10 protein-coding genes are annotated in these 14157 nt (G+C 63.8%); 8 read left to right on the forward strand and 2 right to left on the reverse strand.

What is annotated here, in order from left to right; translation table 11 throughout:
• Nucleotides 1-44 precede the first annotated feature (44 nt).
• Nucleotides 45-527 (forward strand): SsrA-binding protein SmpB, encoded by a 483-nt coding sequence (smpB, locus tag ACNFJ7_RS04170; protein ID WP_026009205.1) that lies wholly within the window; start codon nt 45-47, stop codon nt 525-527.
• A gap of 1 nt (nt 528) precedes the next feature.
• The gene (locus ACNFJ7_RS04175) at nt 529-1095 is read left to right on the forward strand and encodes a DUF2062 domain-containing protein (protein WP_019369948.1); all 567 of its coding nucleotides are present in this window, start codon (nt 529-531) and stop codon (nt 1093-1095) included.
• On the opposite strand, the gene ACNFJ7_RS04180 is transcribed toward ACNFJ7_RS04175, so the two are convergent.
• On the reverse strand, nt 1092-2384 hold the full coding sequence (locus ACNFJ7_RS04180; RefSeq protein ID WP_160327974.1) for a lipase family protein: 1293 nt from the start codon (nt 2382-2384) through the stop codon (nt 1092-1094). The two genes, ACNFJ7_RS04175 and ACNFJ7_RS04180, sit on opposite strands and share 4 nt — an antisense overlap.
• 356 nt (nt 2385-2740) lie before the next feature.
• Here ACNFJ7_RS04180 and ACNFJ7_RS04185 point away from each other — a divergent pair, with 356 nt between their 5' ends.
• The 4 genes from ACNFJ7_RS04185 (at nt 2741) to ACNFJ7_RS04200 (ending at nt 10394) form a co-directional block, all read left to right on the forward strand.
• The gene (locus ACNFJ7_RS04185; RefSeq protein ID WP_026009204.1) at nt 2741-4792 is read left to right on the forward strand and encodes a M13 family metallopeptidase; all 2052 of its coding nucleotides are present in this window, start codon (nt 2741-2743) and stop codon (nt 4790-4792) included.
• An 83-nt stretch (nt 4793-4875) separates the two neighbouring features.
• Nucleotides 4876-7260, forward strand: a complete 2385-nt coding sequence (locus ACNFJ7_RS04190) for a response regulator (protein ID WP_019369945.1) — start codon at nt 4876-4878, stop codon at nt 7258-7260.
• A gap of 39 nt (nt 7261-7299) precedes the next feature.
• On the forward strand, nt 7300-7653 hold the full coding sequence (locus tag ACNFJ7_RS04195) for a response regulator (RefSeq protein ID WP_019369944.1): 354 nt from the start codon (nt 7300-7302) through the stop codon (nt 7651-7653).
• A 56-nt stretch (nt 7654-7709) separates the two neighbouring features.
• The gene (locus tag ACNFJ7_RS04200) at nt 7710-10394 is read left to right on the forward strand and encodes a valine--tRNA ligase (protein ID WP_019369943.1); all 2685 of its coding nucleotides are present in this window, start codon (nt 7710-7712) and stop codon (nt 10392-10394) included.
• Between the two features lie 111 nt (nt 10395-10505).
• Here the strand turns inward: ACNFJ7_RS04200 and ACNFJ7_RS04205 are convergent, their stop codons facing one another.
• On the reverse strand, nt 10506-11396 hold the full coding sequence (locus tag ACNFJ7_RS04205) for a diacylglycerol/lipid kinase family protein (protein WP_019369942.1): 891 nt from the start codon (nt 11394-11396) through the stop codon (nt 10506-10508).
• Nucleotides 11397-11510: 114 nt separating this feature from the next.
• Here ACNFJ7_RS04205 and ACNFJ7_RS04210 point away from each other — a divergent pair, with 114 nt between their 5' ends.
• Both ACNFJ7_RS04210 and ACNFJ7_RS04215 read left to right on the forward strand, forming a co-directional pair.
• Nucleotides 11511-12884 (forward strand): cryptochrome/photolyase family protein, encoded by a 1374-nt coding sequence (locus ACNFJ7_RS04210; protein WP_019369941.1) that lies wholly within the window; start codon nt 11511-11513, stop codon nt 12882-12884.
• A 39-nt stretch (nt 12885-12923) separates the two neighbouring features.
• Nucleotides 12924-14156, forward strand: a complete 1233-nt coding sequence (locus ACNFJ7_RS04215) for an SAM-dependent methyltransferase (RefSeq protein WP_019369940.1) — start codon at nt 12924-12926, stop codon at nt 14154-14156.
• The last annotated feature ends 1 nt before the right edge of the window (nt 14157 follow it).

Raw genomic sequence — 14157 nt, forward strand, 5'->3', positions numbered from 1 at the left:
ACGGCTGGCGCTCCGGCCTCGGCGCCCCTACATCGCACGGCCTTATGGCCCGTCCGCGTCCCACACCCTTCGAGAAAGTGAAGACCGTCGCCGAGAACCGGCGCGCGCGTTTCGATTACTTCATCGAGCAGACCTACGAAGCCGGCCTGGTGTTAACCGGGACCGAGGTGAAATCGCTGCGTTCCGGTGAGGGTTCGATCGCGGAAGCCTATGCCGAGATCAAGAACGAAGCGGTATGGCTGGTGAACGCCAACATCCCCGAATTCAGCCACGGCAACCGCTTCAATCACGAGCCTAAGCGCCCGCGTAAATTGCTCCTCAATGCACGCGAGATAAACAAGCTGCATGGGGCCGTAGCGCGCGAGGGCATGACGCTCGTGCCGCTTTCGGTCTACTTCAACGGCAAGGGCCGGGCGAAGGTGGAGCTGGCGCTGGCGAAGGGCAAGAAGACGCATGACAAGCGCGAGACGATCAAGGAGCGCGACTGGAAACGCGAGCAATCGCGCCTCCTCCGGGACCGCGGCTGACATGTCGCGCCGCCGCTTGCGCCGTGTCGTGGACAAGGCGATGCCGAGCCGCGATTCGATCGAGAATAATCGCTGGCTGCGTCCGGTGGCGAGCCGGGTTATGCACTCGGCCTTGTGGCGGTTCACGCGCCGTTCGGTGCCGCGAGGCGTCGCGTTGGGGATGCTGACCGGCATCTTGGTCCCTATGGGGCAAATCCCCGCATCGGCGGTGCTTGCCCTGCCGCTTCGCGCAAATATTCCGGCAGCGGCGGCGACCACGTTCTTCACCAACCCCTTCACCACGCCGCCCTTGTGGGTCGCGGCTTACTGGCTCGGAAGCTGGATGCTGGGGCCGGGCGGCGCCAAGGACATGGCGGCGGCCGCACCCGGATGGATCGACTGGCTTCTGCACGATGCAGGGCCCGCGACCGCCACCGGCCTTGTGACGATCGCCGTGGCGCTAGCGATGCTTGGCTATTTTGCCAGTGCGCTTCTCTGGCGACTTTGGATCGCCGGGAAATGGCGCCGCCGGCGGGTGGCGCGGGAAGCCGCCAAACAGGCTGACGGCGTTCCCGCGCGCCGGGTTTAGGCTGTTTCCTGGGACGCGAGCGCCTTGGCAGTCGTGACGATAGGGTAGGGCAGCGTGCTCGTCGTGATCCCAAAAAAAGGAAAATACTGCCAGACGTGAATCGTGCCGAGCACTTGCTTGAACGCGTCCAGCGTCGTGACATTGCCTGTTGGGAGCGTGTAGGTCGCGAACGCGGTTCCGTTCCAATAGGTAATCGGAGACGTGTCGCTCAGCCAGGTAAGCGCGCCAAGCGTCGCGGCACCCGCTCCAGCCCCGTTCGTGCTGGCCTTGGTCGCCACCGCATAGATTTCGGTGGCGAGCTTGTTGAGCGAGTTCGGCACGTTTGCCAGCGTCACCGTCAGCGTCTGGAGCGTGGTGGTGCCTTGGAACAGCTTTTCCTGATAGTCGTAGAAATACACAGGGCTTTGTGGGACTTGGGTCTTGGCGTAGATGTTGGTCCAGGCATGCGGCACCACGTCGCGGCTGTTCGCGATCGGCACGTTCAGCGACGTCACCTGATTGCCGCTGGCAGTATTCTGCACCGGCGTTGCCGGGAACTGCTTGTTCCACATCGCGGCGAAAGCAGCGTTGCCCGGAGTAGGGCCAGCAGTCGGCATCGCATAGACGCCGCCGCCTTTTGCGGTCCATCCCCAGTTTTTGATCATCGACAGCAGCTGAAGGGGCAGCGTGGCTGAGAGCGCTCCGCCCAGGCTGTGGCCGACGAAGATAATCTTGGCGGTGGATTTGACCGGCACCAAGCCGCTCAGATAGCTGACAAGCGATGCGGTGTTGCCATCCTGGTCGATCATGTTTTGCAGCAGATTATACACGCCCAGCGCGGTCCCCAGCGTAATCTGCGCGGTGCCGGCATTGGCCGCGCCGCCCGTCGGCGCCGCGGAGAAGTTGGTGATGGGAAAGTTGACCATCGCGTTTGGGCCGACCTTCAGATCTTCGAACAGCCAGTCATAGGGGCTGTTCGGATCTGTCCCGGCGATCGCGACGACATAGGTGTCCTGCGATGGGCTGTAGAGGACGGCCATCGCATTGTCCGGATAGCCGCTCGTCGACGGGCGGAATATCGCAGGGCCCCAGCCGATCTGCCAGTCACTCCCGATCAGCTGGGACCCTTGCTGCTGGATCAGGCCGTTGATCGTGTAGCTATTCTTCCCTGCGCTCCATGTGCCGCCAGTGCCGAGCACTTTATCGAGAAACTGCGCTAGTTGTGCCGATGTCCCCTGCACCGCGGAGGCGGCATTGACGAAGAAAGAGAACATAAAGGCAGTCTGTGTAAGATCATATTGTGCCGGCATGATATCCTCTCTTTCTCGTTTTTCATGGGATGCAAGCAGAGTATGCAACGTGCAGAGCATATTTATGAAGAATTAAACTCATCCAATGTTGCTGGTTTACACAAGATAACTTTTTTTTGCGCATGCGAAGGGTTCGGGGATATGAGATAATTCAAATATCTGTCGCGGCACTTCGTGCAATGAACCCGGAGAGTTGCATTCATATCGGAGGCGATCGGTGGGAGTATCTTATTATCTTTCGCCTCTGGGTTGCATTTCCAGCAAGCGCAGCGGGCAACCGGTGCCCGCCTCAGGCCATTGACGGTGCGTATTGATCAACTCATACAGTGAAATATTCTTTCGCACGAGGTTCCAGGATGCGTCTCACTCTCCTCCTTGCCACCACCGTTCTTGCCGCTCCCGTTTTGCTCGCCGCCGCCGCGCAGGGACAGAGCAGCGAACCGCAGACGACATCACCCGCGAAGGCGGAAAAGCCGGCTATCGGTACCTATGGTTTCGACACCGGCGGCATGGATCGGTCGGTGCAGCCTGGCGATGATTTCTACGCCTATGCCAATGGCAACTGGGCGAAGAACACGCCAATCCCTGCCGACAAATCCAATTATGGCGCGTTCAATGTGCTGGCCGATCTGTCGCGGCAACGCACCCAAGGCATCCTCGAAGAAGCGAAACGCGACCCGAAATCAAAAATCGGCATCGCTTATGGCACCTATCTCGATACCGCGAGCATCGAAGCGAAGGGGCTGGCCCCCATTAGGTCGTGGATCGAGCAGATCAAGGCAGTGCAATCGTCTTCGGCTCTTCCTGCGCTGTATGCACAGGCCTCGCGCAGCGGTGTGCAGGTTCCCTTCGCCACCTATGTCGGGCAGGATGACAAGGAGCCCGAAGTCTACGCGCTCAGCATGTATCAGAGCGGACTCGGCATGCCGGATCGGGACTATTATCTGTCGTCCGACGCCAAGCTCGCGGAGACGCGCGCGGCCTATGTCCAGCACCTTACCAAGTTGCTGACGCTGGCCGGCGAGCCGAACGCGGCGTCGCGTGCTGCCGCGATCGTTGCGTTCGAGACCGAAGTGGCGCGGGTCAGCTGGACGCGAGCGGACAGCCGTGACGCCAACAAGACCTATAACAAGCGGGCGCTGGCGCAGCTTGCCCAAGAAGCTCCCGGCTTCGACTTCTCCACCTATTTCAAGGGCGTTGGCGCGCCGGTGGATAGCGTGATCGTCGCTCAACCGAGCGCCGTTGCCGGCATCGCAAAGCTGATCCAGGCCACTCCCATCGGGGTGCTACGCGATCAACTGATCGTGCGTTCGCTGTCCGCCTTTTCGGATGTGCTGCCGAGCGCGGTCGACAAGGAGGTTTTCGCGTTCAACGGGACGATCCTTTCCGGCACGCCGGAGCAGGAAGTGCGCTGGAAGCGCGCAGTCGATTTCACCACCAATGCGCTGTCGGATGAAGTCAGCAAACTCTATGTCGCGCGCTACTTCCCGCCTGCGACCAAGGCGGCCGCGGACACGCTCGTGAAGAACGTGATCGCCGCGATGGATGCGCGGATCGACCAGCTCGACTGGATGGCGCCCGAGACCAAGGTGAAAGCGCATGAGAAGCTGGCCGCCTTCACCCCGAAGATCGGCTATCCCGATCGCTGGCGGGATTATTCCGAGCTGCGGATCGTGGCTGGCGATGCGTTCGGCAATGCGCTGCGGGCAAACCAGTGGCAGCATGATGAGAATGTCAGCCACCTAGGCAAGCCGCTGCAGCGCTGGGAATGGGGCATGACGCCGATGGAAGTGAACGCCTATGCCAATTTCGGCATGGTCGAAATCGTGTTTCCCGCCGCCATCTTGCAGCCGCCTTTCTTCGATCCCAATGCCGATCCGGCGGTGAACTATGGGGGCATCGGCGCGGTCATCGGCCATGAACTGAGCCACCATTTCGACGACCAGGGCGCAAAGTATAACAAAGAAGGGCGGCTGACCGACTGGTGGACGCCGGCCGACGTGGCAGCGTTCAAGGCACGGACGGACGCTCTGGCGGCGCAATATGATGCCTATATGCCGCTGCCCGGCATGCACGTGAATGGTCGCCTTACGCTCGGCGAAAACACCGCGGATCTGGCTGGCCTGTCGGTAGCGCACGATGCCTATGTCAAGTCGCTGGGCGGCAAGCCGGCGCCGGTGATCGGCGGTACGACGGGCGATCAGCGCTTCTACCTCGGATGGGCCCAGGTTTGGCGTCGCAACTATCGCGAGGCCAACCTTCGGCAGCGGTTGCTCACCGATCCGCACTCTCCGTCTGAACAGCGCGCCTGGGTCGTGCGCAACCTCGATCCTTGGTACGGCGCCTTTAAGCCCGGCAATACCGACAAGCTGTTCCTCGCGCCCGAAAAGCGGGTCCGGATCTGGTAAGTCGGCAGCTTCCCGCGCGCCTTCGCGCGCGGGAAGTCGTTTGCGCGCTTGACGGTCGCCCCACAACGGCACATCGGTGGCGGATGGCCGGTCTGCCAGCTGTCGAAATTCCGAAGCCTTCGCTGCTGCTGCCGCTCGCGGTAGCGGTTTTCACTGGCATTGCGACGGGCGGGTTGATCCTTCTGACGATCGGCGATCGGACGATCGCGATCGGCTTCGTGGCGGCCGCGTTGTTGGCAACCGGTGTGTTGGTCGGCGTGGCTCGGCTGTTTCGCTCCCCGCTTCATGTCGAGCGTCACACCGATTGGGCGATCGCCCATGCGCTCGCCTCGGCCAGCGACGATGCGCTGGCGGTCACGGATCGCAGTGGAAGGTTGGTCTGCGCCAACCCACGATACGAGGCGCTGTTCGGCGGTTGGCCGACGCCGCCCAGCCTACCCATTGGCGAGGCTGGTGCGCAGGCGCTGGGTGCCTGCGCCCGCGCCGCCTGGCGGGACGGCGAGGCACGATGCGACGACGTTCACATCTTTGGGGCAAGAGTGGCCGTGCGGGTGGCGCGGGTGGGCGACGACTCGCTTGTTTGGCGGTTCATCGGCGTTAACGCCCTCGACTTGGCCGTCCAGATCCAGGGGCTGATTGCTGGCCCCACCGGCGACCGTTTGGGGGGGGCAGGGGTGATGGTGGTGCTGGTCGCACCAGACGGCCAAGTTCGCTCGGCCAATCGCGTGTTTCGGCAGCGGGCGCTTGGCGATGCGGACGCTGTGGCCGAGGGTCTGGATTTCGCGCAGCTGCTCAGCACCGATGTGCGGGGGCAGATTTGGTTCGAACGCGAGGGGCGGGAAGCGACGCCGCTGCGGCTCCTTCAGATTCCGTTTCTTGAGGGAGAAGACGCGCCGCTGCTGGTGGCTCTGCTCGACGAAGAGCCCCTAGCGATGGGCGGGGCTGGCGGCAGCAGCTCCACAGACGTCCGTTCGCTGATCGCCCTTTTGCCGACGGGGCTCGCACTCGTCGATCGCGATGGTCGGTTCGTAACCATGAACGAAGCTTTCATGCGTTCTGCCCGCGTGCAGGGCGGTACCCCGCCGCTCTACCCCGGCGACCTCGTCATTCGGGAGGATAAGGCCGCACTCGCCGACGCAGTGCGGCGTTTTGCCGGAGGCGCCCCCAAGTCGCTGGAGATTACGGTTCGGCTGAAGGACACTGCGGAAGATCCCGTTGCCATTACAATCGCCGGCGCGCGGGGGCTAGGGGACGCAGCGGTGCTACTCAGCCTGCGGGATATGGGCGAGGAAGGCAAGCTGAAGCGCCAGGTGGCGCAGGCGACGAAGATGCAGGCTGTCGGCCAGCTCGCCGGTGGCGTGGCTCATGACTTCAATAATATCCTCACGGCCATTATCGGGCATTGTGACCTGATGCTAATGCGGCACTCGCCCGGCGATAGCGACTATGACGATATTCAGCAGATTCGCGCCAATTCGAATCGGGCCGCCAGCCTGACGCGGCAGCTGCTCGCATTTTCGCGACAGCAGACGCTGCGGCCCCAGGTGCTGCAACTGCCGGACATCATTTCGGAAGTCTCGAATCTGCTCAAGCGCCTGCTCGGCGAAACCGTTACGCTGGACGTCAAACACGGCCGCAACCTGGGGCCGGTGCGTGCAGATCCTGGTCAGCTGGAACAAGTTGTCGTCAACTTGGCCGTCAACGCCCGCGATTCGATGCTGAGCAAGAATCCCAGCGGTGGCGGATCGCTGACGATCGAGACGCTGTCGGTCTCGTCGGCCGATGTGCGGCGCATGGACGACGATGTCCTGCCGGTAGGCGACTATACCGCCCTGCGTATCTCCGATACCGGCACGGGCATTCCGCCGGAGATCCTGCCGAAGATCTGGGAGCCGTTCTTCACAACCAAGGAAGTCGGCAAGGGAACGGGTCTGGGGCTTTCGACGGTGTACGGCATCATCAAACAGTCCGGCGGCTATATCTTCGCGGAGAACACGCCGCTGGGCGGGGCGCAGTTCACCATTTACTTGCCAGTCCACGCAACACCGGAAGCGGCGGTGGCGAAGCTGCCCGTCGTCAAGGAGCGGCCCGCCGACCTGTGGGGTTCCGGCACGATCCTGGTGGTGGAGGACGAAGACATGGTGCGGGCGATCGCCGAACGCGCGCTAACCCGCCAGGGCTATACGGTGGTAACGGCCGAAAATGGCGAAGTGGCGCTCGAAACGATCGCGTCGATGGAGAAGCCTGATCTGTTGCTTTCCGACGTGGTGATGCCGGTGATGGACGGGCCCAGCATGGCCCGCAAGGTTCGGGAGCGCTGGCCGGACCTGCCCATTCTGTTCATGTCGGGATATGCAGAGGAACAATTGCGACGATCGATCGATCTCGACAATGTTGCCTTTCTCCCGAAACCCTTTTCGGTACAGCAACTTGCAGAGGCGGTGCGGGACATCGTAGCGCCAGAATAAGTGCTTGGCATGCAACAGTTTTCCTGCGAAGGGGGTAATATGCAGGGTCCGCGTAACATTCTGATCGTCGAAGACGAGCCTTTGATCGCCATGATGTTGGAGGATTTCCTCGACGCACTCGATCGCGTGCCGGCAGGAACCGCCGACAACGTCGCAGAGGCGCTGGACCGGATCGGTGCCGGCGGCATCGATGCGGCGATCCTTGATGTAAACCTGCGCGGCGGCGAACAAAGCTGGCCCATTGCGGACAAGCTTGCCGAACTCGGCATTCCCTTCGTGCTCGCAACTGGCGGTGCGGACGACAGCATCGCCGTTCCGCATCGGGACCGGCCAGTGCTTTCCAAGCCCTTCACTCTGGACCGGGTCGACAAGGTGCTCAGCAGCCTGAGCTGAGCACCGTCGCTTAGGGTTGTGCGCAGGGCAGGGGCGACGCTAAAGCCTCTGTCATCATGACCGAACTCCCCAAGACCTTCGACCCCGCCGACATCGAATCCCGCTGGTACACCCATTGGGAAGACGAAGGCTTGTTCCGCCCCGAGCGCACTGGCGCCGAGCCCTGGACGATCGTCAACCCGCCGCCCAATGTGACGGGCAGCCTGCATATCGGCCACGCGCTCGACAACACGCTGCAGGACATCCTCGTCCGCCACGCGCGGCTGAAGGGCAAGGACGCGCGCTGGGTGGTCGGCACCGACCATGCCGGCATCGCCACGCAGATGGTGGTCGAGCGCCAGCTCAACGCTGCGGGGCAGAAGCGTACCGACTTCACCCGCGAGGCGTTCGTCGACAAGGTGTGGAAGTGGAAGGCGGAGAGCGGCGGCCAGATCACCCGCCAGCTGCGCCGTCTCGGCTGTTCGATGGACTGGGCGAACGAGCGCTTCACCATGGACGAGGGCTTCTCCAAGGCCGTCCTCAAGGTGTTCGTCGAACTGCACCGCCAGGGGCTGCTCTATCGCGACAAGCGGCTGGTGAACTGGGATCCGGGCCTTGGCACCGCGATCTCGGACCTCGAGGTCGAGACCAAGGAAGTCCGCGGCAATTTCTGGCACCTGCGCTATCCGCTGGCGGACGGATCGGGCTTCATCCAGGTCGCGACGACGCGGCCCGAGACGATGCTCGCCGACATGGCCGTCGCCGTGCATCCCGAGGACGCGCGCTACAAGGCCCTGATCGGCAAGCAGGTCAAGCTGCCGATCACCGGCCGCCTGATCCCGATCGTCGGCGACGAGCATGCCGATCCGGAACTCGGTTCGGGCGCGGTGAAGATCACGCCGGGCCATGATTTCAACGACTTCGAAGTGGGTGTCCGCGCCGGGATCAAGGCCGGCGAGATGCTCAACATGCTCGATGCCAAGGCGGCGATCTGCCAGACGCAGGATGGGCTGGTTCCCGCCGAGCTGATCGGGCTCGATCGCTTCGAGGCGCGCAAGGCGATCGTCGCGCGGCTGAAGGACGAGGGCTTCCTCGTGCCCTTTGTCGACAAGGAAGGCGTCGAGCACGACGCCGAACCGCGCACGATCCAGACCCCATATGGCGACCGATCGGGCCAGGTGATCGAGCCGTGGCTGACCGACCAATGGTATGTCGACGCCGCGACGCTCGCCAAGCCGGCGATCGAGGCGGTCCGCTCGGGCGCGACGAAGATCGTGCCGAAGAGCTGGGAAAAGACCTATTTCAACTGGATGGAGAACATCCAGCCCTGGTGCGTCAGCCGCCAGCTCTGGTGGGGGCATCGCATCCCGGCCTGGTTCGATGCCGACGGCAAGGCCTATGTCGCCGAGACCGAGGAAGAGGCGCAGGCGCAGGCCGGCGAGGGCGTTGCGCTTACTCGTGATCCGGACGTGCTCGATACCTGGTTCTCCTCGGCGCTGTGGCCGTTCGCGACGCTCGGCTGGCCGGAGAACAGCGACCCGACGCTCGGCGGCCGCTACTCGAACGACGTGCTGATTTCCGGCTTCGACATCCTGTTCTTCTGGGATGCGAGGATGATGATGCAGGGCTTGCACTTCATGAAAGAGGTGCCGTTCAAGACCTTATATCTCCACGGTCTTGTCCGTGCGGCGGACGGCCAGAAGATGTCCAAGTCCAAGGGCAACACGGTCGACCCGCTGGGGATGATCGACAAGTACGGCGCCGATGCGCTGCGCTTCTTCATGGCGGCGATGGAGAGCCAGGGCCGCGACATTAAGATGGATGAGAAGCGGCTCGAGGGCTATCGCAACTTCGCGACCAAGCTGTGGAATGCTGCGCGCTTCTGCCAAGCGAACGGCATTTCCGCCAGCAAGCATCTTGAGGCGCCGACTGCGGAACTGGCGGTAAACCGCTGGATCATCGCGGAAACCATCGCGACGGTGCAGGCGCTGGATCTGGCGCTGGCCGACCTGCGCTTCGACGAGGCGGCGAACAGCATCTACCAGTTCGTCTGGAGCCGCTTCTGTGACTGGTATCTCGAGCTCATCAAGCCGGTGCTGCAGGGCGAGGGCGTTGCCGCGGCGGACGCGGAGGAGACCCGCGCGGTCGCAGGCTGGGCGCTCGACCAGATCCTCGTCATGCTCCACCCGTTCATGCCCTTCATCACCGAAGAGCTGTGGTCGAAGATGGGCCCACGCGAGCATGACCTGATCGTGGCCAAGTGGCCGATGGCGGATGCGCGGGCGCTCGATCCGTCCGCGGCGCAGGAGATAGACTGGCTGATCCGGTTGGTGAGCGAGATCCGTGCGGCGCGGACCGAGCTCAACGTGCCACCGGGCGCGCGGCTGGCGCTGCACGTCCGGGACGCCTCCGCCGACACGGCGGCGCGTTTGATCGGACAAGAGGCGGCGTTGGCGCGGCTGGCCCGCGTCGATCAGGCTCAAGGCGATGCGCCTGCGGGCGGCGCGCTTCAGGTCGTTCTCGACGAGGCGACGTTCGTACTGCCGCTCGGCGATGTGGTGGATCTGGACGCCGAGCGCGCCCGACTGACCAAGGCAATCTCCGCCGCCGAGAAGGAGCGCGACAGCCTCGCAGGCCGGCTTGGCAACCCCAGCTTCGTCGAGCGGGCCAAGCCCGAGGCGGTCGAGAAGGCGCGGGCGGATCATGCCGAAAAGGCGGCCGAGGCCGAGCGGCTGTCGGCGGCGTTGGCGCGGCTGGGGTAGGGCCATCGGCCACCCTCACCTTTCCCACCGCCTTTGGCGGCAGGCCTCTTCCTTTTCGACATGAGAGGGGGCATCGCGCCGGCGATGGGAGTGAGGGTGGCTCGTATTTAGCTACTTCGCTCCCACTGCCACGGGCACCATCACATCAATGACCGCCGGCGCCACCTTCGCCGTCACCGGTGTCTTGGCGAGCACCTCGCCGTCGATCGAAATCGGCAGCACCGGCTCGGTCGCCACCCGAAGCGCCTTGCCGCGGAAGGTGATCGTATCCTCCTTGCGGGCATCCAGCCGCAGAACAGAGGCTGCCCAGTTGCGCACCAGACGCGACTTTACGTGGCCTTTGACGACCTGGACGACGATCTCGCCGGAGGCCACGCCGGCCTCGTCAACCAGTTCGGTGCCGCCATGGAATGGGCCGTTGGAGATTCTTACCTCCACCGCGCGCATCCGCTCCGCCTCCTTGCCTTCGCCGACGATGACGGTGAAGGGCTTGAACTTCAGAAACTGGATCGCTGCCCAGCTGAGATAGCCCATGCGGCCAAACCAGCGCTTGGCGTTGTGCGGCACGGTTTCCGCGATCTGCGGCGAAAGCCCGATCGCGGCGGTGCTGGCGAAATAATCGTCATCGACCATGCCGAGATCGATCCGCTTCGGCTGTCCGGCAAGGATCGCGTCGACGGCGCCATCAACGTCGAGCGGGATACCCAGCGAGCGGGCGAAGCTGTTGGCGGTGCCCAGCGGCAAAACGCCCAGCGTCACGCCCTTGCCGACCAGGCGATCAACAAGACCGCTGATCGTGCCGTCGCCACCGCCGAGGATCACCATTTCCGGGTTCTTCGCAAGCGCTGCGTCGAGCGTCGCCTCCAGCTGGCTGGGGTCGTCCACCGCATGCGCGTCGACAGGCATGTCCTGATCGTGAAAACGGGCGCAGGCACGATCGAACCAGTCACGGCCATGGCGGGATTTGGTGTTGACGACCATCGCCGCCGATTGAAATGCCATGGGAAACCCTCGATTGATGACGGCAGCGTAACGCCCGCGCGGGCGGATAAGGTCCGTCGCCCCCTGTTCCAGCGGACAGGTCGCCACCCGTCCGCCTTGCGCGTTTGTGGGCGCATGACCGCACCCGTTCTTCTATGGTTCCGCCGCGATCTCCGTCTTGCCGATCAGCCCGCGCTCGTCGCCGCGATAGAGGCAGGCCCAGTAATCCCGGTTTATGTGCTAGACGATGAAAGTGCGAAGCATCGCGCAATGGGCGGGGCCTCGCGCTGGTGGCTGCACCATAGCCTGGTCTCATTGGACAATTCGCTACGCGAGAAAGGCTCGCGGCTGATCCTCCGCCGAGGCAGCAGCGACGAGCAACTTGGCCGCCTTGCCGAGGAGACCGGCGCGACCACCGTCCATTGCATCCGGCATTACGAGCCATGGTGGCGCAATGCCGAGCGGGCCGTCGCCAAGCGGCTGACGCTCTGTTGCCATGATGGCAACTATCTGCTTCCGCCGGGTGCGGTCACCACGGGTGCGGGCAAGCCCTACAAGATCTTCACGCCATTCTGGCGGGCGCTGCGCGAACGCCTGCCGCCGGCCGAGCCGTTGCACGTACCACATCGGATACCGGCACCCGGAAAATGGCCGGGAAGCGATCGACTCGAGGATTGGCGCTTGCTTCCCACCGCGCCTGACTGGGCGACCGGACTCCGGGAGGAGTGGGAACCCGGTGAAGCGGGAGCGCGCAAACGTCTCCAACACTTCCGCCGGCATGCCGCGCGCTATGACGATACCCGTAACCTGCCCTCCATCGAGGGGAGCTCGCGCCTTTCCCCCCATCTCCACTTCGGTGAGGTTTCGCCGACGCAGGTGTGGCACGCGCTGGAGAATACGGGCGGACAGGTGGAGGAATATCTGCGTGAGCTGGGCTGGCGCGACTTCGCCCAGAACCTGATCTGCCAATATCCGGATTATGCCGCCAAGAACGGCCGCCCGTCCTTCGATGCCTTAGATTGGCGGAGCGGCGCGGAGGCGCACGCCGATCTACGCGCCTGGCAGCGGGGGCAGACCGGCTATCCCATCGTCGACGCCGGCATGCGCCAGCTCTGGACGAGCGGCTGGATGCACAATCGGGTTCGGATGATCGCCGCAAGCTTCCTGATCAAGCATCTGCTGATCGACTGGCGCGAGGGCGAGCGCTGGTTCTGGGACACGCTGGTCGATGCCGATTACGGCAACAACGCGGTGAATTGGCAATGGATCTCCGGCTCGGGCATCGATTCCAGCCAATGGAGCCGGGTGATGGCGCCGCTCGCCCAGTCCGAAAAATTCGATGCTGCGGGCTATATCCGCAAATGGGTACCCGAGCTTGCCAAGCTGCCAGATGCGGCGATCCACGATCCGGAGGCGGCGGGCTGTCGCCCGCCCGGCTATCCTCGTAAGCGGATCAGCCATCCCGATGCTCGCGAACGGGCACTGGCCGCGGGGCGCGCAATCCGCTGAGGGCTTGCTCCGCACGTTCAAGCGTGCATGTAACGCGGCATGAACGCTCCGGTGCAGCATCGGGAACGAGTCGCGTCGCGCGGCTACGGGCCGCTAGCTCTTTTTGGCCCTTTCTTTCATCGCCAACTCGATCGACTGGACCGCGGCATCGCCGAGGGCAGTCTGGAGGTGTTCACGCCCGACGGGCAGGCGCGGCTGCTGGGCGGCAGTGCCGCGGGTCCGGCAGCGGTGGTGACGCTACACAGCTGGCGGGCGTTGGTACGGCTGGCGACGGGTGGCTCTTCAGGCTGGTACGAGGCGTGGGAGAAGGGCGAGTGGTCGAGCCCGGATCCGGTGCAGTTGTTCGCGCTGTTCAGCCGCAATCGCGCCGGTCTGGCGGCCAGGTCCCGCTCGCGTGGGCTTTCGCTACTACCGCGCCGGGCGATGCACTGGATGCGGCGCAACCATCGTGATGGATCGCGCAAGAACATCGCGTTCCATTACGACCTCGGGAACGACTTCTATACGCGCTGGCTCGATCCGGGGATGAGCTACTCAAGCGCGATCTTTGCCGATGCCGACGAAGCGCTGGAGGCGGCGCAGGATACCAAGCTGCAGGCAATCCTCGACCGCACTGCGACCGCGCCGGGCGACACGATCCTCGAAATCGGCTGCGGCTGGGGTTCGTTCGCCGAGCGGGCGCTGCGGCAGGGACGGAAGGTGCACGGCATCACACTGTCGACCGAGCAAAAGGCCTGGGCCGAGGCCCGCACTGCCGGCATGGAAGGCGCGCGCTTCAGCCTTACCGATTATCGCGACGTCGCCGGGCAGTATGACGCCGTGGCGAGTATCGAAATGGCGGAGGCGGTGGGGCGGGAATATTGGCCCGACTATGCTGCGGCGATCGCGCGTGCGCTGAGGCCGGGCGGCCGCGCTGCGCTGCAGGTCATTACCTTCGACGACGCGCTCTACGAGGGTTATGCGCGCAACGTCGATTTTATTCAGACCTATGTCTTTCCAGGCGGCATGCTGCTGCGCGAGAGCGAGTTTCGGGCGTTGGCCGAAGCGAAGGGCCTGGAGTGGCGCGATGTCCATCGCTTCGGACTGGATTATGCCGAAACGCTGCGCCGCTGGCGCGAGAGTTTCGATGCGGCGGCTTCGGCCGGCCTATTGCCGGCGCAGTTCGACGATCGCTTCGTGCGGCTATGGCGCTATTACCTGATGTATTGCGAAGGTGGTTTTCGCGGCGGCGGCATCGACGTGCTCCAGGTAACGCTGGTGAAGCGGGGCTGAA

The sequence above is a fragment of the Sphingomonas sp. HT-1 genome, assembly GCF_048568905.1.
In the GTDB taxonomy this organism is placed as follows: domain Bacteria; phylum Pseudomonadota; class Alphaproteobacteria; order Sphingomonadales; family Sphingomonadaceae; genus Sphingomonas.